This is a genomic window from Agrococcus sp. KRD186, from assembly GCF_017168255.1.
Lineage (GTDB): Bacteria > Actinomycetota > Actinomycetes > Actinomycetales > Microbacteriaceae > Agrococcus.
On sequence record NZ_JABFAP010000001.1, the window covers coordinates 1,809,088 to 1,830,265 of the forward strand.

General features: G+C 70.9%; 20 protein-coding genes, 1 tRNA gene and 2 pseudogenes. 9 read left to right on the forward strand and 14 right to left on the reverse strand.

Features of this window, described 5'->3' with window-relative positions:
• Window positions 1-119 precede the first annotated feature (119 nt).
• Window positions 120-1,151 carry a DUF559 domain-containing protein gene (locus J1M46_RS15785; RefSeq protein WP_206447442.1) on the forward strand — a complete coding sequence of 344 codons (1,032 nt, stop codon included), beginning with the start codon at window positions 120-122 and terminating at the stop codon, window positions 1,149-1,151.
• Window positions 1,152-1,313: 162 nt separating this feature from the next.
• On the opposite strand, the gene J1M46_RS08665 is transcribed toward J1M46_RS15785, so the two are convergent.
• Window positions 1,314-2,306, reverse strand: a complete 993-nt coding sequence (locus J1M46_RS08665) for a phosphotransferase enzyme family protein (protein ID WP_206447443.1) — start codon at window positions 2,304-2,306, stop codon at window positions 1,314-1,316.
• Between the two features lie 94 nt (window positions 2,307-2,400).
• Here J1M46_RS08665 and J1M46_RS08670 point away from each other — a divergent pair, with 94 nt between their 5' ends.
• Together J1M46_RS08670 and J1M46_RS08675 are read left to right on the forward strand one after the other, a co-directional pair.
• Window positions 2,401-3,138 (forward strand): YqaJ viral recombinase family protein, encoded by a 738-nt coding sequence (locus J1M46_RS08670; RefSeq protein WP_206447444.1) that lies wholly within the window; start codon window positions 2,401-2,403, stop codon window positions 3,136-3,138.
• 54 nt (window positions 3,139-3,192) lie between these two features.
• Window positions 3,193-3,936 carry an alpha/beta fold hydrolase gene (locus tag J1M46_RS08675; protein WP_206447445.1) on the forward strand — a complete coding sequence of 248 codons (744 nt, stop codon included), beginning with the start codon at window positions 3,193-3,195 and terminating at the stop codon, window positions 3,934-3,936.
• 1 nt (window position 3,937) lies between these two features.
• On the opposite strand, the gene J1M46_RS08680 is transcribed toward J1M46_RS08675, so the two are convergent.
• Window positions 3,938-4,636, reverse strand: coding sequence for a DUF998 domain-containing protein (locus J1M46_RS08680; RefSeq protein ID WP_206447446.1), 699 nt, complete (start codon window positions 4,634-4,636; stop codon window positions 3,938-3,940).
• A gap of 104 nt (window positions 4,637-4,740) precedes the next feature.
• Between J1M46_RS08680 and J1M46_RS08685 the strand changes: the two genes are divergently transcribed.
• Window positions 4,741-5,694 carry an NADP-dependent oxidoreductase gene (locus J1M46_RS08685; protein WP_206447447.1) on the forward strand — a complete coding sequence of 318 codons (954 nt, stop codon included), beginning with the start codon at window positions 4,741-4,743 and terminating at the stop codon, window positions 5,692-5,694.
• A 38-nt stretch (window positions 5,695-5,732) separates the two neighbouring features.
• Window positions 5,733-7,388 (forward strand): ABC transporter ATP-binding protein, encoded by a 1,656-nt coding sequence (locus J1M46_RS08690; RefSeq protein WP_206447448.1) that lies wholly within the window; start codon window positions 5,733-5,735, stop codon window positions 7,386-7,388.
• 84 nt (window positions 7,389-7,472) lie between these two features.
• On the opposite strand, the gene J1M46_RS08695 is transcribed toward J1M46_RS08690, so the two are convergent.
• From J1M46_RS08695 to J1M46_RS08705, 3 genes are all read right to left on the reverse strand, one after another.
• Window positions 7,473-8,408 (reverse strand): ABC transporter permease subunit, encoded by a 936-nt coding sequence (locus J1M46_RS08695; protein WP_206447449.1) that lies wholly within the window; start codon window positions 8,406-8,408, stop codon window positions 7,473-7,475.
• Window positions 8,405-9,409 carry an ABC transporter permease subunit gene (locus J1M46_RS08700; protein WP_206447450.1) on the reverse strand — a complete coding sequence of 335 codons (1,005 nt, stop codon included), beginning with the start codon at window positions 9,407-9,409 and terminating at the stop codon, window positions 8,405-8,407. The genes J1M46_RS08695 and J1M46_RS08700 overlap by 4 nt, the downstream gene beginning before the upstream one ends.
• A gap of 112 nt (window positions 9,410-9,521) precedes the next feature.
• Window positions 9,522-11,144 carry an ABC transporter substrate-binding protein gene (locus tag J1M46_RS08705; RefSeq protein ID WP_206448653.1) on the reverse strand — a complete coding sequence of 541 codons (1,623 nt, stop codon included), beginning with the start codon at window positions 11,142-11,144 and terminating at the stop codon, window positions 9,522-9,524.
• Window positions 11,145-11,416: 272 nt separating this feature from the next.
• Here J1M46_RS08705 and J1M46_RS08710 point away from each other — a divergent pair, with 272 nt between their 5' ends.
• Together J1M46_RS08710 and J1M46_RS08715 are read left to right on the forward strand one after the other, a co-directional pair.
• A complete protein-coding gene (locus J1M46_RS08710) occupies window positions 11,417-12,832 on the forward strand; it encodes a sensor histidine kinase (protein ID WP_206447451.1) in 1,416 nt (471 codons plus the stop codon).
• Entirely contained in the window at window positions 12,829-13,494 is a 666-nt protein-coding gene (locus tag J1M46_RS08715; protein ID WP_342384328.1) for a response regulator transcription factor, read from the forward strand. Before J1M46_RS08710 ends, J1M46_RS08715 begins: the two co-directional genes overlap by 4 nt.
• A gap of 101 nt (window positions 13,495-13,595) precedes the next feature.
• Here the strand turns inward: J1M46_RS08715 and rplA are convergent, their stop codons facing one another.
• The 5 genes and pseudogenes from rplA to J1M46_RS08740 form a co-directional block, all read right to left on the reverse strand.
• Window positions 13,596-14,288, reverse strand: a complete 693-nt coding sequence (rplA, locus tag J1M46_RS08720; protein ID WP_206447452.1) for a 50S ribosomal protein L1 — start codon at window positions 14,286-14,288, stop codon at window positions 13,596-13,598.
• A 96-nt stretch (window positions 14,289-14,384) separates the two neighbouring features.
• Window positions 14,385-14,816 (reverse strand): 50S ribosomal protein L11, encoded by a 432-nt coding sequence (gene rplK, locus J1M46_RS08725; RefSeq protein ID WP_206447453.1) that lies wholly within the window; start codon window positions 14,814-14,816, stop codon window positions 14,385-14,387.
• A 77-nt stretch (window positions 14,817-14,893) separates the two neighbouring features.
• Window positions 14,894-15,499, reverse strand: a pseudogene (nusG, locus tag J1M46_RS08730) (transcription termination/antitermination protein NusG); the annotation flags it as partial.
• Window positions 15,500-15,619: 120 nt separating this feature from the next.
• Window positions 15,620-15,886: a preprotein translocase subunit SecE gene (gene secE, locus J1M46_RS08735; RefSeq protein WP_206447455.1), complete on the reverse strand. Its 267-nt coding sequence runs from the start codon at window positions 15,884-15,886 to the stop codon at window positions 15,620-15,622.
• A 68-nt stretch (window positions 15,887-15,954) separates the two neighbouring features.
• A tRNA-Trp gene (locus tag J1M46_RS08740) sits at window positions 15,955-16,027 on the reverse strand.
• A gap of 213 nt (window positions 16,028-16,240) precedes the next feature.
• Here J1M46_RS08740 and rraA point away from each other — a divergent pair.
• A complete protein-coding gene (rraA, locus tag J1M46_RS08745) occupies window positions 16,241-16,711 on the forward strand; it encodes a ribonuclease E activity regulator RraA (RefSeq protein WP_206447456.1) in 471 nt (156 codons plus the stop codon).
• A gap of 51 nt (window positions 16,712-16,762) precedes the next feature.
• Here rraA and J1M46_RS08750 read toward each other — a convergent pair whose 3' ends face one another.
• Entirely contained in the window at window positions 16,763-17,527 is a 765-nt protein-coding gene (locus J1M46_RS08750; protein WP_206447457.1) for a hypothetical protein, read from the reverse strand.
• 87 nt (window positions 17,528-17,614) lie between these two features.
• On the opposite strand from J1M46_RS08750, the gene J1M46_RS08755 reads away from it, so the two are divergent.
• Window positions 17,615-18,808 (forward strand): pyridoxal phosphate-dependent aminotransferase, encoded by a 1,194-nt coding sequence (locus J1M46_RS08755; protein ID WP_446698572.1) that lies wholly within the window; start codon window positions 17,615-17,617, stop codon window positions 18,806-18,808.
• Between the two features lie 19 nt (window positions 18,809-18,827).
• Here the strand turns inward: J1M46_RS08755 and J1M46_RS08760 are convergent, their stop codons facing one another.
• From J1M46_RS08760 to J1M46_RS08770, 3 genes and pseudogenes are all read right to left on the reverse strand, one after another.
• Window positions 18,828-19,340 (reverse strand): SRPBCC domain-containing protein, encoded by a 513-nt coding sequence (locus J1M46_RS08760; RefSeq protein ID WP_206447458.1) that lies wholly within the window; start codon window positions 19,338-19,340, stop codon window positions 18,828-18,830.
• Window positions 19,341-19,394: 54 nt separating this feature from the next.
• Window positions 19,395-20,570 (reverse strand): adenosylhomocysteinase, encoded by a 1,176-nt coding sequence (locus tag J1M46_RS08765; protein WP_206447459.1) that lies wholly within the window; start codon window positions 20,568-20,570, stop codon window positions 19,395-19,397.
• A 16-nt stretch (window positions 20,571-20,586) separates the two neighbouring features.
• Window positions 20,587-21,178, reverse strand: a pseudogene (locus J1M46_RS08770) (UDP-N-acetylmuramate dehydrogenase); the annotation flags it as partial.

Below are 21,178 nucleotides of genomic sequence, written 5' to 3' on the forward strand. Positions count from 1 at the left end.
GTTCCTGATGCGTGCTTCCGCCGCGATGATTCGACGTGGCGCCGCGGCCAACATGTGCACGCGTCCGAGGCGCCGTGGCCCGGGATTCTGGGTTGTTGCGCCCGCGCCGCTTGGGCGGTGTGCACATCTCAGCCGGGCTGCTCTCCTCAGTCGGGCTGCTCTCCTCAGCCGAGCTGCTCTCCTCAGCCGAGCTGCTCTCCTCAGTCGGGCTGCTCTCCACAGCCGGGCTGCTCTCCTCAGCCGGGCTGCTCTCCACAGGTGGCCACCCGCGCCCGGCAGCGCCGGCGTCCGAGGGCGCACAGTGCCGCATGCAGAGCGAGACAGGAAACGCAGGAGTCTGGAGCAGAGCGCAGCTGCACCGAGCAGGCGGCACCGACAAGGCGATACGGAGAGCGGTGGCGGCCGGTGCGCTCCGGCGGCTGCGCCCGGGCTGGTACGCGACGCCGACCGCCGACGCGGATGTGGCACGGGCAGTGGCGGCCGGCGGGGTCGCATCGTGCATCACGGCGCTCTCGGCGCTCGGCGTCTGGGCGCCCAGCGATCACCGCGTGCACGTACGGCGCACGCGACGGCTGCGCGCGAAGCAGCTCGCGGGGCTCGTCGCCTGTGACGTGCCCCACGCCCGGACGACGCCCGCCGACCGCGCGGTCGATGGTGTGCTCGACGCGCTGTCAGCGGCGGCGGGATGCCTGACGAGCGAGATGCTGACGGTGGTGATCGATTCAGCGCTGCACCAAGGGCTCACCACCCGGGACGCGCTCGATGAGCTCTGGCTGCACGCTCCCCGTCGTGTGCGACGTGCGCTCGCTGCCGCAGACCGCCGCGCGGAGTCGGGCACCGAGACGCTCGTGCGCGTGCGCATGGCGGCCCGCGGCATCCACCTGAGTCCTCAGGTGTCGATCGGCGACAAGCGCGTCGACCTGCTGCTGGGCCGGCTCATCATCGAGGTCGACAGCAAAGCCTGGCACCTCGACGAAGAGGCGTATGAGCGCGACCGCGCGCGCGACCGGCAGCTCGCGGCGCTCGGCTACCACGTCGTGCGGCTGACCTATGCGCAGGTCATGCACGGCTGGGCGGCCGTCGAGGCGGATCTGCTGACGATGATCGGCCGCGGCGTGCACCTCACGGCGCGAGAGGGCGGCAAGGGCTGAGATGTGCACGCGGGCGGGCGACGACAGCCGGATGCGCGGGTTGAGATGTGCACGAGGGCGGGTAGGCGTGCGGCACGATCCGGCGCGACGCCGGGCGAGGCCGCGCGGCGGCGTGCACATGTCAGCCCGGGGCGGGTGGTCGCGACCGGCGCCGCGCGTATCTCAGCCGACGGCGCGCGTGAAGGTGCCGGTCGCGAGCCAGTGCCGCAGGCGCGCGAGCGAGGTGCGCAGATAGTCGGCGGCACCCGCCTTCAGGTCGGCCGTCGAGCTCAGCTGCAGCGCGTTCGCCAGCAGCAGCTGGCGCGAGGCGACGAGCGCCTCGAAGTCGGCGGGATCTGCCTCGGGCAGCGGCAGCAGCTGCTGGTAGCCGGTGCGCATGGCGGCCTCGAGCGCAGGATCCTCGCCGCGCAGGTAGAACGTCGAGATCGCCAGGTCGAGCACCGGCGAGCCGAGCCCGGCGTCGTCGAAGTCGAACACCGCGAGCCGCCCCTCGTGCCACTTCAGGTTGCCGCCGTGCAGGTCGGCGTGCAGCGGCCGCAGCGGAGCCGTCAGCAGCCGGTCGAATGCCTCGCCGGCGCGCTGCCGCGAGCGCCGCAGCACCTCGCGGTCGTCGTCGCTCAGCCCCGATGCGGCCTCGAGCAGGTCGCGGTCGCCGAACAGCGGCTCGACGAAGCGCGGCAGCGCGCCGCCCTCCGGCAGCTGCCACGTCTCGGCGTGCACGTGCAGCGCGGCCATCGTGCGGCCGAGCGCCGCGGCGGCGTCGGGCCCGAGCGCATCCGCGTCCTCGCCGTCGAGCCACGCGGCGACCGTCACGAGCAGCGGCCGGCCGAGCGCGCTCGAGTCGACCTCGACGAACCACTGCCCCTCGCTCGTGCGCTGCGGCCGCGCGACGAGCACCTCGGTCTGCTCGGCGATCGCGGCGATCCACGACTGCTGCGCGATCGCGTGCGCCGGCGTGCTCTGCGAATTGGTGCCGACCCGCAGTGCGAAGCGCCGGCCGTCGGCTGCGCCGAGCTCGAAGGTGGTGTTGTACGCGTGCAGCAGCGGCACCAGCGTCGCCGGCTCGAGGCCGAACGCCGCTGCCGCCCGCAGCGCGACCGGGCGCAGCGCCTCGATCTGCTGGGCGTCGCTCAGCTCGTCGTACGGATGCGTCATGGTCGCCATTGCACCACGTCGCGCCCCGAGGTTCACGGCCGCGCTCGTGGCGCGCCCGGCGCGGCGCGTCGGCGCACCGTGGGACGATGGACCCATGGACGCGCAGCTCGACATCTTCGGCGATCTCGCCGTGGTCGAGGCGGAGGCGCGCACCACAGCGAGTGGTCGCGAATCGCGAGCGCAGACGACCGCGACTGCTCGTGGGGCGGCCGTGACCGTGCTCGAGGCGACGACCGCGCCCGACGCGAGCAGCGCATCCGCACCCCCCGTCGTGGTGCTGGGGCACGTGCAGCGGATCGTCGCCTACTCGAGCGACCGCGTCGCCTGGCTGCGCGCGCGCTCGCAGGGCGTCACCGCCACCGACGCGGCGAAGCTCAGCACCCAGCGCTCGATCCAGAACGTGGCGATGGAGAAGTTCGGGCCGCGCGGCTTCACCGGCAACGCCTTCACCGACCACGGCCGCGCGCGCGAGCCGCACATCGCGAGCTGGGTGCACGATCACTTCTCGCTCGTGGCCTCCGACGCGCTGTTCCACTCGGTGCCGGAGCGCCGCCACCTGGCGACGCCGGACTGCATCAGCGACGACGGCAGCGTGCTGGCCGAGATCAAGACGACGTCGAAGCCGTTCGACCGCATCCCGAAGCACTACCTGCGGCAGATCTGGTGGCAGCAGTACGTGCTCGGCGCCGAGCGCACGCTGTTCGTCTGGGAGCAGCACCGCGACTTCGTGCCGGTCGGCCCGCCGCGGCACCAGTGGGTGGAGCGCGACGAGGACGAGATCGCCGCGCTCGTCGACCGCGCAGACCAGCTGCTGGCGCTGCTGGCGCGCTGATGCCGCGCACGCTCGGGCCGCGCTGATGCTGCTCGCGATCACCGGGCTGCGCTGATGCTGCTCGCGATCCACGGTCTCGGCTCGGATTCCAGCGCCATGCGCGACTACCTCGCCGGCGCCGTGCCCGCCGGCGTGCAGGTGCTCGCGCCCGACCTGCGCGCGCACGGCGCCAGCCCCCTGCTCGGCGAGCCCGCGGACTTCGCGCTCGAAGCGATGGCCGAGGAGGTCGCCGACGAGCTCATCCGCGTCGGCGACGGCTCGCCCGTGTCGATCGTCGGCGTCTCGCTCGGCGCGGCGCTGGCCGCGCTGATCGCGCGCTCCGGCCGCTTCCCGCTCGACCGGATCGCGCTCGTGCGGCCCGCCTTCACCACCGAGCCGCTGCCGCCGAACCTGGCGGTCTTCCCCGTGCTCGGGCGGCTGCTCGAGGAGCGGCGGCCGCAGCGGGTGCTCGACCAGCTGCGGGCCTCGGGCGCCTGGCGCGCCATCGCGCACGAGTCGCTCGCGCACGCCCGCGCGATCGAGGCGCAGGTGACCCAGCCTCTGGCGGCCGAGCGCCGCATCCGTCTGCTCGAGATCCCGCGCAACGCCGCCTACCGGCCCGGCGAGCTGCGCATCCCCGCGCCGACCGTGGTGCTCGCGAGCCCGCGCGACCCGGTGCACCCGCTGCACGTGGCCGAGGCGTGGCGCGACGAGCTGGGGGCGCGGATGCTCGTCTCCCCCGCGCGGGACGACGGCGAGCAGGCGATGATGGCCTGGTTCCGCCAGCAGCTGGGCAGCTTCCTGACGGGGATCCGGTAGCTCAGTCGACCACGACGCCGACCGGCACCCGCACCGCGGGCCGGGCCGACGCATCCGCTCGCCTGGCCGGCAGCGCGTGCACGGCCGCCATCGCGAGCATCCAGACGATGCCGATCGCGGCGGCCACGTACTCGAGTGTCGAGCCGATGTCGGTGTTGCCGCGGGCGAGCGAGATGATGCCGCCGGTCGCGGCGATGCTGCCGACCGCGAGGCCGCCGGCCGTCGAGAGCCGGGCGACCCAGCGGTCGCGCGCGGTCGCGAACTGCAGCATCGCCAGGCAGCCGGCCACGAACGCGAGCACGGCGGCGACGATGTGCACCCAGTCACGCCACTGCGCCTCGGCGGTGAGCAGCGAGGGGCAGCCCATCGAGCACGGCACGGCCGCGGCGACCAGGAACAGCGCGCCGGCGGCGACCAGCGCCGCAGCGGGCAGCACACCGCGCAGGAACGGCAGCCGCGTGCGCACGTCGCGCAGCACCACCGCGACCAGCAGGATGCCGGCGATCACCAGCAGGAAGCCCACCTGGAACTGCTCGGCCGTCGGCATGCCCAGCGCCCCGAGCTCGGAGATGTACAGGAAGCGATCGAGCGCGGCGCGCGCCTGCCCGATGACGACGGCCCCCGCGACGAGGCAGACGGCGGCGACGGATGCGACGACGGCGTCGGCGACGACGGTGCCGTCTGGTCGGTGGCGGGGCACAGGAGCACTGTAGCCGTGCGCGGCCGTGCGTCACATGCCGTCATGCGGACATCTGCCCGTCACATGCGTGCGCTAGCGTCGAAGGGTACGTGGGAGGAAGTGCGATGCGCGCAGTGCTGGTACGGGAGTTCGGCCCGACCGAGACCGTCGAGATCGGGGAGATCGACGCTCCCATGAAGCTCGGCACCGAGGTGATCGTCGACGTCCACGCGGCCGGCATGAACCCGATCGACTACAAGACGGTCATCGGCAAGGGCGCCGCGAAGGCCGTCGAGTCGCTGCTGCCGTGGATCCCCGGCGGCGATGTCGCCGGCACCGTCGCCGAGTCGCCCTACGAGGCGCACGACCTGCAGCCGGGCGACGCCGTGTTCGGCATCGTGAACCACTGGCGCACGCGCGGCAGCTACGCCGAGCAGGCGGTCGTGCCGAGCCTGGCGCTGGCGCCGAAGCCCGAGTCGCTCAGCTTCGAGGAGGCCGCCGCGGTGCCGTGCGCGGCGCTGACCGCCTGGGACGCGGTCGTGCGCATCGCCAAGGCGCGCGCCGGCCAGCGCATCCTCATCCACGCCGGCGCCGGCGGTGTCGGCCACTTCGCCGTGCAGTTCGCGAAGTACTTCGGCGCGCACGTCGCCACCACCGTCTCGGAGCGCAACGTCGACTTCGCGCGCTCGCTGGGCGCCGACGAGGTCGTCGACTACCGCAAGGACCGCTTCGAGGACGTGCTGCAGAAGGTCGACGTGGTCGTCGACCTGATCGGCAACGTCGCCGACGACACGGGCACGCGCTCGCTCGACGCGCTCAAGCACGGCGGCCTGTATCTGAACGTGCCCACCGGCTCCTGGCCCGACTACGCATCCGTCGCCGCAGGGCGGGGCATGCGCGCCTCCTCCGTCAAGGTGGAGGCGGACGGCGGCAACCTCGGCATCATCAGCCGCCTGATCGACGCCGGCGACGTGCGGGTCGAGGTGCAGAAGGTGTACCCGCTCGAGAAGGTGCGCGAGGCGTTCGCCGAGCTGCAGGGCGGCCACGTGCGGGGCAAGCTCGTGCTGCAGGTGCGCTGAGTCGTCGTTTTCGCTCCAGACAGGGCAGGATGGTCGCCATGAGCGACGCGAAGCAGCCGCTGCTGGAGGTCTCCGGACTCAAGGTCGAGTTCACCACGCAGGACGGCGTGGTGACGGCAGTCCACGAGGCGAACCTGACGATCGGTGCGGGCGAGACGCTCGCGATCGTCGGCGAGTCGGGCTCTGGCAAGTCCACCACGGCGATGGCGATCATCGGCCTGCTGCCCGGTAACGGGCGCGTGACCAGCGGCAGCATCCGCCTGGACGGCGAGGAGCTGGTGGGCGCGAGCGAGACGACGATGCGCACCGTGCGTGGCGGCCGCATCGGGCTCGTGCCGCAGGACCCGATGTCGAACCTCAACCCGGTCGCGAAGATCGGCACGCAAGTGGCCGAGACGCTGCTCGCCCACGGCCGCGCCACGCGCAAGGACGTCGAGCAGAAGGTGGTCGAGACCCTTGAGGCCGCCGGACTGCCCGACGCGGCATCGCGCGCCAAGCAGTACCCGCACGAGTTCTCGGGGGGCATGCGCCAGCGCGCGCTGATCGCGATCGGCCTCGCGTGCCGGCCGCAGCTGCTGATCGCCGACGAGCCGACCAGCGCGCTCGACGTGACCGTGCAGCGCACCATCCTCGACCAGCTCGACATGATGACGAAGGAGCTGGGCACCTCGGTGCTGCTCATCACCCACGACCTGGGCCTGGCCGCCGAGCGCGCGAAGCACGTCGTCGTGATGCACCGCGGCCGCATGGTCGAGCAGGGCCCGGCGAAGCAGATCCTCGAGAACCCGCAGCACCCCTACACGCAGTCGCTCGTCAGGGCGGCGCCGTCCGTCGCGATGGCCAGGCTGCGCCCCGAGGACTTCAGTGAGCGGACCGCGACGGATGCGTCTGGCGCGGCGGCAGAGCCCGACACCATCGTGGAGTTCGAGAACGTCACCAAGGAGTTCCACGTTCGGGGCAGCCGCGAGCCCTTCAAGGCCGTGGACGACGTCTCGCTGAAGGTGCCGCGCGGCACCACGGTGTCGATCGTGGGCGAGTCGGGCTCGGGCAAGACCACCACCGCCCGCATGCTGCTGAAGGCCTTCGAGCCCACCAGCGGCACCGTCCGCTTCGAGGGCAAGGACGTCTTCGCGCTCTCCCGCGACGGGCAGAAGCAGTTCCGCCAGCGCGTGCAGCCGGTCTTCCAGGATCCGTACTCGTCGCTGAATCCGATGTTCACGATCGAGAAGATCATCGAGGAGCCGCTGTCCTTCTACGGCAAGGGATCCCGGACCGAGCGCGAGAAGCGTGTGCGCGAGCTGCTCGACCAAGTGGCGCTGCCGAGCGAGATGGCCCGTCGCTACCCCTCGGAGCTCTCGGGCGGCCAGCGGCAGCGCGTCGCCATCGCTCGCGCGCTCGCGCTCAAGCCCGACGTGATCGTCTGCGACGAGCCGGTCTCGGCGCTCGATGTGCTCGTGCAGGACCAGATCCTGCGGCTGCTGGGCGACCTGCAGCAGGAGCTGGGCCTGAGCTACCTGTTCATCTCGCACGACCTCGCGGTGGTGCGCCTGATCAGCGACTACGTCGCCGTGATGCAGAACGGCAAGCTCGTGGAGGCGGCCACGAGCGAGGAGATCTTCACGAACCCGCGCGATCCGTACACGCGCAAGCTGCTCGCGTCGATCCCGGGCAACGAGCTGCAGATCGCCAGCTGACCCGTACAGACGCCAGACGCCCCAGGCCGACCGCGGTCTGGGGCGTCTGCTGTGCTGGCTCCGGTGCTGCGCGCACCGACGCGGTCAGCGCTTGCGGGTGCGGGGGTCCATCGCCTCGCGCAGCGACTCGCCCAGCAGGGTGAAGCCGAGCGCGGTGATCATGATGCAGACGCCGGGCAGGAATGCCAGGGAGGGCGCGATCGCGAGCTCGTTCTGCGCGTACGTCAGCATGCGGCCCCATTCCGCTGTCTCCGGCCGGCCGCCGCCGAGTCCGAGGAACGACAGCGCCGCGGCGTCGATGACGGCGGTCGCGAGCGTCAGCGTCGCCTGCACGATGACCGGGCCGACCGAGTTCGGCAGCAGGTGCGACATGGTGATCCGGCCGGTGCCGAGCCCGAGCGTGCGCGCGGCGAGCACGTAGTCGGCGCTGCGCTGGCCGAGCATCGACGAGCGCAGCAGCCGCGCGAAGATCGGCACCTGCGAGACTCCGATGGCGATCATGATCGCGAGCGGTGTGCGGCCGAGGATGGCTGCGATCGAGACGGCGAGCAGCAGGTTCGGCACCGAGAGCAGGATGTCGACCAGGCGCATGATCACGCCGTCGACCCAGCCACCGAAGGCGCCCGCGAGCGCACCGAGCACCATGCCGCCGACGAGGCCGAAGAAGGTGGAGATGACGCCGATCAGCAGAGATGCCTGCGCACCCCAGATGAGCTTCGAGAGCACGTCGCCGCCGAAGCGGTCGATGCCGAGCGGGAACTCCGCCAGATCTCCCGGGACCGGCAGCGACGTCGGTCGCAGGTGCTCACGGCCAGGGGTGTCGAGTTCGGCATAGGGCGCCAGCCAGGGGGCGAGCGCCGCGACCAGGATGAACGCCAGCACCACGACGGCGCCGACCCAGGCGGCGGGGTTCTTGCGGACGCGTCGAAAGACGTCGCCCCAGAAGCTGCCGCTCCGACGCGGTGCGTCCTCGCCGACCTCGGGGCCGGTCGGTGGCTGGAGGACCTCTGTGGCGCTCACTGGATCCTCACTCTCGGGTCGATGATGCTGTAGGAGATGTCGACGAGCAGGTTGATCAGGGCGTAGGCGACGGCGATGAAGAGCACGAAGCCCTGCAGCACCGGGAAGTCTCTCGCGAAGATCGCGTTGGCGAGGAACGCGCCGATGCCCGGGAAGGCGAACACGGTCTCGGTCAGCACCGCACCGGAGATCAGCAGGCCGGTCTGGAGACCGATCGTGGTGACCACCGGCAGCATGGCGTTCCGCAGCACGAAGCGGTTGCGGATGATCTGCTTCGAGACGCCTTTCGCGCGTCCGGTGCGCACGTAGTCGGCGTTCACGACCTCGAGCACGGATGCGCGGGTGATGCGCACGATGATGGCAAGCGGGATGGTCGCCAGCGCCAGCGCCGGCAGCAGCAGGTGGATGAACGCATTCCAGGCGGCGTCGTACTCGCCGGTCAGGAAGCCGTCCAGCACGTAGAAGCCCGTGAAGTGCGTCGCGTCGACGCCGCGATCCTGCCTGCCGGTGGTCGGCAGCCAGCCGAGCTGCACGGCGAAGAGCCACTTGAGCATGAAGGCGAGGAAGAAGACGGGGATGGTGATGCCCAGCAGGCTCATGCCGACCGAGATGTGGTCGAACAGCTTGCCGTGGTTGCGCGCCGCCCAGTAGCCGAGCGGGATGCCGATGCCCACCGCGATGATGAGCGCCAGGATGGAGAGCTCGATGGTCGCCGGGAAGCGGTTGATGAACTCCTCGAGCACCGGCCTGCGGGTCTCGATGGAGTTGCCGAAGTCGCCCTGGAGCAGGCGGCCGAGCCAGGTGATGTACTGCTCGGGCAATGGCCGGTTGAAGCCGTAGGCCTCGTTGATCCGCTCGATCGCCTCTGGCGTCGCGCGCTCACCCAGGAGCGCTGCCGCCGGCCCGCCCGGCAGCGCGCGCACCCAGAAGAACAGCAGCACGGACAGGCCGAAGAGGGTGGGGATCAGCAGCAGGAGTCGTCTGCCGATGGTTCGAAGCACGTGGTCTCTCCGTCGGGGGCTGGCTCAGGACTGACCGGGCGCGCGTCGCCTGCCCGGTCGTGCCGGATGCCGTGGGACTCGCGCCCCACGGCATCCGGATGACTGACCGAGACTACTCGCTGAGCTCGATCAGGTTGTACACCTCGTCGTTGACGGGGCTCGCCGGGTAGGAGGTCACGCGCTCGTTGAACGCCAGCGAGGGCGCCGGGTGCGCCAGCGGCACACCGGGCACGAACTGCGCGATCTGCTCGTTGATCTCCTGGTAGCGGGCGCCGGCCTCGTCGACGTCCGGCAGCTGGCGGGCCTCGGAGAGCGCTGTGAACAGCTCGGGGTTGTCGAAGCCCCACTCGTTCGACGTGCTGCCGAAGAAGACGCCGACGAAGTTGTCGGTGTCGTTGTAGTCACCGGTCCAGCCCAGCAGGTGGATGCCGTGGTCGGCCGAGCCGCGCATCAGGTCGAGGTAGTCCGTCCACTCGTTCGAGACGGGGTTGACCGTGATCCCGACCTCTTCGAGCTGGCCCGAGAGTGCCACGAAGATCTCCTCGGGGTTCGGCATGTAGGGGCGCGAGATGTTCACCGGGTAGTTGAAGTCGATCTCGAACCCGTCCTCGTAGCCGGCCTCGGCGAGCAGCTCGCGTGCGCGGTCGGGGTCGTACGGGTAGTCGGTGACATCCTCGTTGTAGCCGTTGACCACCGGCGGGATGAACTGCGAGGCGACCTCGGTGCCCTCGGGGAGCACCTGCGTCACGAGTGCGTCGCGGTCGATCGCGTGCGTGATCGCCTGGCGCACGCGCACGTCCTGCAGCTCCTCGATGGCCTGGTTGAAGCCGAGGTAGAGGATCGTGAACGGGTCGCGCTGCATGACGTTGAAGCCGGCGTCGGAGAGCGCGGCCGTGTCAGCGGGCGCGACCAGGTCGTAGCCGTCGATGTCACCGGCTTCGAGCGCCTGACGGCGCGCGGTCGGGTCATCGATGACTCGGAAGACCACTTCCTGCACCTGACCCTGCTCACCCCAGTAGTCGGGGTAGGCCTGCAGCACGACCGACTCGCCGGGCGACCAGGAGTCGAACGTGAACGGACCGGTGCCGACCGGGTTGCCCTCGGCGTACTCGCTGTACTCCGGCGCCTCCTCCGAGCCGCCGACGTCGTCAGCGCCGAACTCCTCCAGCGCCGTCGGGCTCTGCATCGCGAAGGCGGGCAGCGAGAGCGACGGGATGAAGCCCGAGAAGGCGCGAGTCAGGTTGACGGTCGCGGTCAACTCGTCATCGGCCGAACACGACTCGTACAGCGCGTTCTCATCGCCGGCGAAGCCGCCGAACAGTGCGCCGTAGTAGTAGGAGAGGCTCTCGGTCGCCGCGAGGCCCTCCCAGTTGAACCAGCGGTCGAAGTTCGCGCAGACCGCTTCCGCGTTGAACGGGGTGCCGTCGTGGAAGGTCACGTCCGACTTCAGGTTGAAGGTGGTCGACAGGCCGTCGTCGGTCGTCGTCCAGTCCTCGGCGAGCAGCGGCGCGGGGTCGGCCGTGCCCGGCGCGACGCCGATGAGGCCCTCGAAGATGTTGCGCGAGATGCGGAAGGTCTCGCCATCCGATGCGAACGCCGGGTCCAGGCCCGACGGGTCGCTCGACGAGGCGAAGACGAAGGTGGAGTTGACGTCGCTGGGCGCGGCGCTGTCGCCGTCGCCGGTGTCGGTGTCGTCGCGCTGGCTCTGCACACAACCGGTGAGCACGAGCGTCATGGCTGCGCCTCCGGCGAGGCCGGCGAGCAGACGCCGCTTTGCGGGTGAGATCACGGTGCTGGACCTTTCCTTATGGGATCGTTCGCACGCATCCGCGGCTCCGCGGTGAGTGTGCGTGAGCACCAACCTAGCCGCCCCACAGCGAAAACATCGTCCGTGGACAGTCACGATTGCGCAACGTCTGTCGCCCCGCCGGGCGTCAGGCTCGTCCTTCGGGACGAGATGGGGGCGGATGCGGTGCACCGGCGGGCGCACCGGCTTAGCCTGAGCGCATGAACCTGCAGCGGACAATGCGCGTCGCGAACCGATGGTGGCCCGCGCCGATCGCGGTCATCGTCCTGCTCGCGCATCTGGGCACCTGGTATTACAACGCCGTGCATATGCTGGCCGTGCTGGTGATCTGCGTCGGCATCGCGACCGCCCGAGCCTGGCCGTTGCCCTCGTTCGCGGTCACGTCACTCGGCGCGTTCGTCGCAGCATTCGTGAGCGACACCGCGTCGGGATGGCTGCTGCTCACCACTGCGCTCGCCGCAGCGCTGCTGGCCACCTGGGGTGTTGATCCGCTGTCCCGACGCCTGCTCCTGGGCATTCCGGCGGGAGTGATCGCCGCGGTCGCGCTCGTGACGCTCGGCACACAGGCGCAGATGAACGGCTACGGCCACGTCAGTCAATGGGAGGGGATGTTCGCCTGGGGCTTCGCCGTCGTCGCCTGGGCCGCTGTGGTCGGCGGGAGGGCGCTGCGTGACTTCGTGCGTGCCGAGTCATCCAAGCAGCAGGCGGTCGCCCGCACCACCGTCGTCGAGTCCGAGCTGCGCGACGAGCGGCTGCGCGCCGACCTCACGCACGACTTCCACGACGTGATGGCGCACTCGCTCGCCGTGCTCGCCGCCCAGGCCGAGGGGCTGCGCCTGAGCCACAAGCAGCATCCGGAGCGCATCGACCCGGTGCTCACGACCATCAGCGACACGGCGCGGCTCGCGCTCGTCGAGGTGCGGCAGCTGCTCGAGCGGGTCGACGACGACGCGCGCCGCCCGCAGCCCACGAGCGCCGACATCCCTGGACTGGTCGCGCAACTGCGCTCCGCCGGGCCGCGCGTCGCGCTGCACGACATCGGCGCCCACGGCCACCTGTCGCGGCTGGCCGACATCGCCGCGTACCGCATCGTGCAGGAGAGCCTCACGAACGCCCTCCGCCACGGCGGCGCCGACATCGACATCGTCGTCGCGCTCACCTGGACGGGCCCGGGGCTCTCGATCGCGATCGCCTCCCCCATCCACGACCGCGCCGCGCTCAAGCCCGCCGGTCGCGGCATCGCCGGCATGCACGAGCGCGCCCGCCTCGCCGGCGGCGCGGTCGAGATCGACGCCGACGGCGAGCGCTTCGTCGTGAGCGCCTACCTGCCGTACGAGCCGATCAGCCACGAGCCGACCCCGCCGCTGACCGAGGAGCAGCTCTTCACCCTGCCCGTGCCGAAGCAGCAGCGCCCCGAAGATGTCGTCGCGCCCTGGATCGTCGAGGCGACGCGGCTCCACCGGCTGCGCCACCCGGAGAATCAGACTGGCGCGCAGCCGACCACGCCCTACCCGACGCGCGACTGGTCGCAGGCGACCACGGTCGATCTGACGGACGCGCGCCTGCCCGATGGGCGCATCCGCAACCCCATGGCACCCGACGAGACGCCCCGGTGACCGAGACTGCGCCGATCCGGCTGCTGCTGGTCGACGACCAGGAGCTCTTCCTGCAGGGGCTGTCGATGATCCTCGAGAGCCAGGACGGGCTCGAGGTCGTCGGCACGGCGCTCGACGGCGAGCAGGCGATCGCCCGCACGCGCGAGTTGCAGCCCGACGTGGTGCTCATGGACATCCGCATGCCGGTGCTCGACGGCGTCAGCGCGACCGCCGCCATCCGCCGCGAGTCGCCCGAGCCGCCGCCGCACGTGATCGTGCTCACCACCATCCGGCAGGACAAGGCGGTGGTGGATGCGCTGCGCGCCGGGGCGAGCGGGTTCCTGCTCAAAGATGCTCGGCCGGAGTTCCTCGTGCAGTCGATCCGCGCGGTCGTCGACGGCCAGCAGGTGATCGCGCCCGCCGAGACCTTCGACCTGTTGCGGGCCTTCGCGCCGGTGCGGCCTGCGCCGGACACGTCGATCCTGGCCGAGCTGACCGAACGGGAGCGCGAGCTGTTCGCGCTCGCCGCGCGCGGGCTCTCGAACGGCGACATCGCGAAGCAGCTGTGGGTGGCGGAGACGACGGTGAAGACGCACATGCGCGCGATCCTGACGAAGCTCGGGGTCGCGAGCCGCGTGCAGCTCATCGCGCTCGCTTACGAGCACCGCCTCATCGAGGCGTGAGAGCACACTCGCGAACCCGATCGGCAGGGGCGGTGGGCCGATGCACACGCCCGGAGACGACGAGAGCCCCGCCGAAGCGGGGCTCTCGAGTGCGACTGATCTCAGCCGATGGTGGTGACGTCCACCGGCACGCCGGGGCCGAAGGTCGTCGAGACCGTGGCCTTCGTGACGTAGCGGCCCTTCGACGACGACGGCTTCAGGCGGACGATCTCGTCGAGCGCAGCCTGGATGTTGTCGGCGAGCTGCTCCTCCGAGAACGAGGCCTTGCCGACGATGAAGTGCACGTTCGAGTGCTTGTCGACGCGGAACTCGATGCGGCCGCCCTTGATGTCGGTCACGGCCTGCGCGACGTTCGGGGTGACGGTGCCGGTCTTCGGGTTCGGCATCAGGCCACGCGGGCCGAGCACCTTGCCGAGACGACCGACCTTGCCCATGAGCTCGGGGCTCGAGACGGCTGCGTCGAAGTTCGTCCAGCCGGCGGCGACCTTCTCGATGAGCTCGTCGGAGCCCACCTCGTCGGCGCCTGCAGCGATGGCTGCCTCGGCTGCGGGGCCCTGCGCGAAGACGATGACGCGAGCGGTCTTGCCGGTGCCGTGAGGAAGAGAAACGGTACCGCGGACCATCTGGTCTGCCTTGCGCGGGTCGACGCCGAGCTTCAGCGCCACCTCGACGGTCGAGTCGGTGTTCTTCGAGCCGGTCTCGCGAGCGACTGCGACGGCCTCTGCGGCCGTGTACGACGCGTCAGCGTCGATCTTCGCTGCTGCGGCCTTGTAGGCCTTGGACTTCTGTGCCATGTGATTCTCCTGATTCAGGGTTCGTGGTGCGCGCCTGGCCGGCGCTGCCACTGGTGAGCCGAGCGGCTCGGGTCTGCGCGAGCGCAGCGAACGAGGTCAGGCCTCGACGGTGATGCCCATGGAGCGGGCAGTGCCGGCGACGATCTTCTTCGCGCCTTCGATGTCGTTGGCGTTGAGGTCGGGCATCTTCTGCTGCGCGATCTCCTCGACCTGCGCCTGCGTCAGCTTGCCGACCTTCGTCGTGTGCGGGACGCCGGAGCCCTTCTTGACGCCAGCCGCCTTCTTGATGAGCTCAGCTGCCGGCGGGGTCTTGAGCACGAAGTCGAACGAGCGGTCCTCGTAGACAGTGATCTCGACCGGGATGACGTTGCCGCGCTGCGACTCGGTCGCCGCGTTGTACGCCTTGCAGAACTCCATGATGTTGACGCCGTGCTGACCGAGCGCCGGACCGACGGGCGGCGCAGGGTTGGCGGCGCCGGCCTGGATCTGCAGCTTGATCAGACCCGTGACCTTCTTCTTGGGTGCCATGTCTCTTCCTTCTTGGTGTATCGCGGTCGTGGGCTCGCGTGTGAAGCCCGAGACCGCATCCAGTCCCCTCTGGGGGACTAGAGCTTGCTGACCTGACCGAAGCCGAGCTCGACAGGAGTCTCGCGCTCGAACAGGCTGACGAGCACGGTGAGCTTGCGGCTCGCCGGCTGGATCTCGGAGATCGTGCCCGGGAAGCCCGCGAACGAGCCCTCGGTGATCGTGATGGTCTCGCCGACCTCGAAGTCGACCTCGACCGTGAGCTGTGCGGGCTTGTGGTCGGGCGTCGCCTTCTGCTGCTCGGCGAGCTCCTCGTCGGCGAGCGGCTTCAGCATCGTGAAGGCCTCGTCGAAGCGCAGCGGAGCCGGGTTGTGAGCATTGCCGACGAAGCCGGTGACGCCGGGCGTGTGACGCACGATCGACCAGGTGTCCTCGTCGAGGTCCATGCGCACGAGCACATAGCCGGGCACGCGCACGCGGTTGACGCGCTTGGCCTGACCGTTCTTCGTCTCGAGCACGTCCTCGGTGGGCACCTGGATCTCGTAGATGCCGTCGACCTGCATGTTCTCGGCGCGCGAGGCGATGTTGGCCTTGACCTTCTTCTCATAGCCCGCGTACGAGTGGATGACGTACCAGCGGCCGGGCTTCATGCGCATCTCGCGCTTGAAGTCCTCGTACGGGTCGGTCTCCGGCTCGGCCGGCTTCTCGGCATCGGGCACGAGGTCGTCGAGCGCCTTGTTCAGCTCGATGTCGAGGTCGTTGACGTCAGACACGTATTACCTTCTCCTTCACGTCTCGAATCGGGCTCAGACGAGGCCGAACAGCGGCAGGTCGCCGAACATCCAGCCGACGAAGGAGCCGAACACCAGGTCGAGAGCCGAGACGAAGAGCATCATGAACACGACGAACACGAGCACGACGAGCGTGTAGCGGATCAGCTCTTTGCGCGTCGGTGTGACGACCTTGCGCAGCTCGACCAGCACTTCCTTGAGGAAAGCGACCAGGCGCACGAACGGGTTGCGAGAGGCTCCCTCGCGTGAGCGGGGTGCCTCCTCGATCGCGTTCTCAGCCACAGTGACCCTTCGTCTGTTCGGCCCGGCGAGTGCCGGAGCCCGTCAGGCACCGTCACCGGTGCCTCGAGCAGGGCGGACAGGACTCGAACCTGCAACCTGCGGTTTTGGAGACCGCTGCGCTACCAATTGCGCCACCGCCCTGGACTGGTGGAGACCCATGCGCTCGTGAGCCCGAGGGCACGCGACAGCATGGCAGTCGTCAACCACCAAGGGAACAGCATACTTCGCCGCCGCACCCGCTGTCCACTTCTGCGCGCGGTGGAGCTGAGAGCGACGACACTTTCGTGTCGTCGCCGCGACCCCAGCGCCGACGCCCGTCCCGGGCGTCGGGCCGCGCCCCGCTACCGTTGCCGCATGACAGGCATCGCGACGGCAGATCTGTACGACGAGCGGGGCGACGAGCTGCAGGCGCTCGAGACCCAGCTGCTCGACCTCGGCGGGCGCACGCGGTTCACCGGGCCCGTGCGCACCATCAGGTGCCAGAACGACAATGCGCTGGTGAAGGCCACGCTCGCCTCGCCCGGCGACGGCGCCGTGCTCGTGATCGACGGCGGCGGCTCGATGGCCACGGCGCTCATGGGTGACATGATCGCCGGCTCGGCGGTCGAGCACGGCTGGGCGGGCGTCATCATCCACGGACCGGTGCGCGACCGCACGGCGCTCGCGCAGCTCGACCTCGGCATCAAGGCGCTCGGATCGATCCCGCGCAAGAGCGGCAAGGAGGGCACGGGAGAGGCGGACGCGGTGGTCGAGTTCGGCGGCGTCGCCTTCCGCCCCGGCGCCATGCTCTGGGCCGACGAGGACGGCGTGCTCGTCGAGCGCTGACGCGCTCCCTACGACCTGGAGCGCCCTCCGTCGCGGTTGGAGCGGGGGCGGCTACTCGCTGGGGATGCGATGCTCCAGCTCGACGCGGACGTCCTCGATGTAGCCGGGATCGCCGGGCTGGTCGTCGACCGAGCGGGAGAAGCCCTCGGTGCCGACGCGGATCTCGTCGCCCGCCTGAGCGGCGATGGCCAGGTACTCGTCCGTGCTGATGAATGACGCGACCTGCGCGTGGAGGAGCGGCTCGAGGTCGCCGTTCAGGGCGGGCTCGAGCACCGAGCGGTAGTACTCCGAGTCGGTACCGGGCTCCTCGGGGTCGACGTACATGCTGCGGATCGGGCTGGCGTAGCCGTCCACGAGCACCTCGACCTGGGCGACAGCGGAGACCATGTCGCCGCTGCGCGAGTCGGCGTAGGCTGCGGTCGCGTGCGCGGCCTCCCAGTAGAGGTACGCCTCGGCGACACCGGTGCCGCGCTGGTACTCCGTGACGGTTCCCAGTGACCGCGACAGCCCGGTCGGCCAGGTGTAGCCAGCGGGGAGGTCGAGCGGGAACGCGGCCGCGGCGGCGTGGAACTCGTCCTCGACCTCGGCACCCGAGAGCCAGACCATGTCGCCGGTGGTGGGGCCGAACCGGTCGACGAAGTCGGCGACAGTCAGCTCGGCGGGCGGCGCGGGCGTCGATGCAGCGGCGGCACTGCTGGGAGCGAGTGCCGGTTCGGCGGCCGGGGTGGCGGTGACGGTGGCGGACGAGCAGGCCGCGAGCGCCGCGATCGCGACGACGGCCGCCGCGAAGGCCATGGGGCGCGTGGGATGTGCCATGCATACAGGGTCGCATGCGTGCGCGCAGCAAGACAGCGCATGCGGAGATCGGGCGCGCCGCACGTGGCCACGCCTAGTCTTGGTGCCGTGAACCGCATCTCTGCGCGCATCGCCGCGATCAACGAATCCGCCACCCTCAAGGTCGACGCGAAGGCCAAGGCGCTGAAGGCCGCCGGCCGCGACGTGATCTCCTATGCAGCGGGCGAGCCGAACTTCGCCACGCCGCCGAACATCGTCGAGGCCGCCCAGCGGGCGCTCGCCGACCCGAAGAACTACCGCTACACGCCGGCGGCCGGCCTGCCGGAGCTGCGCGAGGCGGTCGCCGCGAAGACGCTGCGCGACTCGGGCCTCGCGGTCGAGCCCTCGCAGGTGCTGGTGACGAACGGCGGCAAGCAGTCGGTCTACCAGTCGTTCCAGACCATCCTCGACCCGGGCGACGAAGTGCTCGTGCCGACGCCCTACTGGACCACCTACCCCGAGGCGATCGCGCTGACCGGCGCGACGCAGGTCGACGTCTTCGCCGGCGCCGACCAGGGCTACCTGGTCACGGTCGACCAGCTCGAGGCGGCCCGCACCGAGCGCACCAAGGTGCTGCTGATGGTGAGCCCCTCGAACCCGACCGGCGCCGTCTACCCCGCCGAGCGCATCCGCGAGATCGCGGAGTGGGCCGAGGGACACGGATTGTGGATCATCGCCGACGAGATCTACCAGAACCTCGTCTACGACGGCGAGCGCGCCGTCTCGGTGGTGGAGGCGCACCCGGCGATCGCCGACCGCACGATCCTCGTCAACGGCGTCGCGAAGACCTACGCGATGACCGGCTGGCGGGTGGGCTGGATGGTCGGCCCGGCCGACGTCATCAAGGCCGCCGGCAACCTGCAGTCGCACCTGACGAGCAACGTCAACAACGTGGCGCAGCTGGGCGCGGTCGAGGCGCTGGGCGGCCCGCAGGATGCCGTGGCCGAGATGCTTGCGGCCTTCGACGTGCGCCGCAAGTCGATCGTGGCCGAGCTGTCGAAGATCCCCGGTTTCTCGGTGCCGACGCCCAAGGGCGCCTTCTACGTCTACGCGGATGTGTCGGGGCTGCTGGGCACGGAGTTCGGCGGGGTGACGCCCACCTCGAGCCTCGAGCTGGCCGACCTCATGCTCGAGCAGGCCGACGTGGCGGCGGTGCCGGGCGAGGCCTTCGGCCCCTCTGGCTACCTGCGCTTCTCGTACGCGCTCGCCGACGACGCGCTGTTCGAGGGCGCGCAGCGGCTGCAGCGGCTCTTCGGCGCCTGAGCCGAGGCGGTCGCGCCGCTCAGACGTGCTGGGCGTGCGCGCGGTAGCGCTCGAGCAGCATCGGCCAGTCGGTGTGCTTCGCGCGCCCGGCGAGGTTGCTCTCGTTCCAGCCGCCGTGCACGAGGCGCACGCGGGTGCCGCCGTGCGGCAGGTCGTCGAAGTCGACGGTCACGACCGTCGGGTCGCCCTCGTGCGACAGGTGGAAGGTGTGCGCGAAGCGATCGCCGGGCTCGGCCTCGAGCACCTCGCCCCACTCGCGCTGTTCGCCGTCGCGGCCGTGCTCGACGATGCGGCCGCCCGCGTGCGGCTCGACCTCGATGCGGTCGAGCCCGGTGCCGAACGCCGTCCAGCTTGGGTGCCACCACTCCTCGAGCCCGTGCACGTACGCATCCCAGGCGCGCGTGCAGCTGACCGCGACCTCGACCTCATGCCTGATCGGCGCATGCGCGTCGCCGTGCTCGGCGTCGTCGGCCTGCGCGGTGTCGTCGGCCTGCGCGGTGTCGTCGGCCTGCGCGGTGTCGTGCTCGTCCATGGTGCTGTCCCCCAACGCTCGACTCTCCCACGGGCGTGACGCGCGGGCAAGCGGTCAGCGCGAGGCGCCCATCGCCGCGAGCATCGCCTGCGCGATGCCGTGCTCGATGTCGACCGGCACGCCCTGCGGTCCCGGCACGAGTCCCTCGCCGGTCGCGGCCCGCTCGAGCGAGCGCGCCTGCAGCAGGAAGCCCAGGTCCATCGACTGGATCGAGTTGCCCTTCGGGTTGGGCCCGGCGAGGTTGAACATGCGGCCCTCCGCCAGCAGCACGACGTGGCGGCCGTCACGCTCGATGCGCTCGATCGCCGGGGCGACCTGACGGCTCGTCGCGCCCTCGCGCAGCGCGTCGACGTCGATCTCCCACGGGAAGTGGCCGATGTTGGCCAGCACCGCGCCGTCGGCGACCAGCGGCAGCGCGGCCGCCGGCAGCGCATCCGGCCGCCCGGTCGCCGTCACGACGACCTCCGCCCACGGCAGCAGCGCCTCGAGCGTGCCGACCCGGTGGCCGTCGTAGGCGGCCTCGAGCGCCGTCACTGGGTCGCGCTCGACCACGCCCACCTTGCCGCCCAGCGCCGCGAAGTACTGCGCGACGCCGCGACCGCACCAGCCGTAGCCGACGACGACGAAGCGGCTGCCGGGCACCTGCAGGTTGGTGATGCGCATGAGCGACTCGACGGCGCTCTGGCCGACCGCGTGCCGATTCTCGCCGATCGCCTTGATGCGCGAGTCGTTGATGACGATCACCGGGAACGGCACGGCGATGCCCTCCTCGCGCAGCCGGAAGCCTCCGGAGGTGGTCTCCTCGGTGCCGCCGACGACCTCGTGCGCGAAGCCGTGCTCGACGGTGCCGAGCGCGAGGTCGGCGCCGTTGTCGAGCAGCATGTCGGGTCGCGCCTCGAGGGTGCGGCGCAGGTTGGCCCGGTGGTCGTCGAGGGTGTCGTCTCGGCGGCCGAACAGGCGGGCTCCGGATGCCTGCAGAGCGGCCACGACGTCGTCCTGCGTCGAGCCGTGGTTGCCGGTGCCGACGAGCTGCGCGCCGCCGGCGGCGAGCGTCTCGACGAGCACGGCGGTCTTGGGCTCGAGGTGCAGCGAGACGCCGATGGTGCGGCCGGCGAAGGGGCGCGTCTGGGCGAACTCATCGCGCAGCGCCGCCAGCAGCGGCATGCGCGAGCGGATCCACTCGATGCGGGCGCTGCCCTCGGCGGCGAGCTGGTGTGAGGTGTCGGTCATGCGGATGCCTTCGCGCTCAGAGGGGCAGGCCCACCAGCACCGGTTCGGGCACCAGGTGCACGCCGAACTGGTTCTCGACCCGCGCCTGCACGAAGCGTGCGAGCTCAGCCACCTGCTCGCCGGTCGCCCCGCCGCGGTTGGTCAGGGCGAGCGTGTGCTTCGAGGAGACGGCCGCGCGCGAGCCCGGCAGCGCGAAGCCGCGTGTGACGCCGGAGTGCTCGATGAGCCAGGCGGCCGAGAGCTTCACCTGCGGCACCGGCCGGTCGAGCGAGGGCACGCCCGCGCCCGCGGGGGTGTCGGGATCCAGCGGGAGCACCGTCGCCGAGGGCTTCGGCGAGACCGACCACCGCGGCGCGTCCACGGGCAGCGCGTTCGCGAACCGGGCCGAGACGATGGGGTTGGTGAAGAACGAGCCGGCGCTCACCGAGTCGGGGTCGTCCGAGAGCACCATGCCCTTCGATCGCCGCAGCTCGAGCACCGAGGCGCGCACGTCCTCGAGCGGCATGCGGGTGCCGATCTCGACGCCGAGCGCGGTCGCGAGCTGCTGGTACGCGACCGGCTGGCTGCGCCCGTCGGCCGAGCGGCGCAGCCGCAGGTCGACCGAGAGC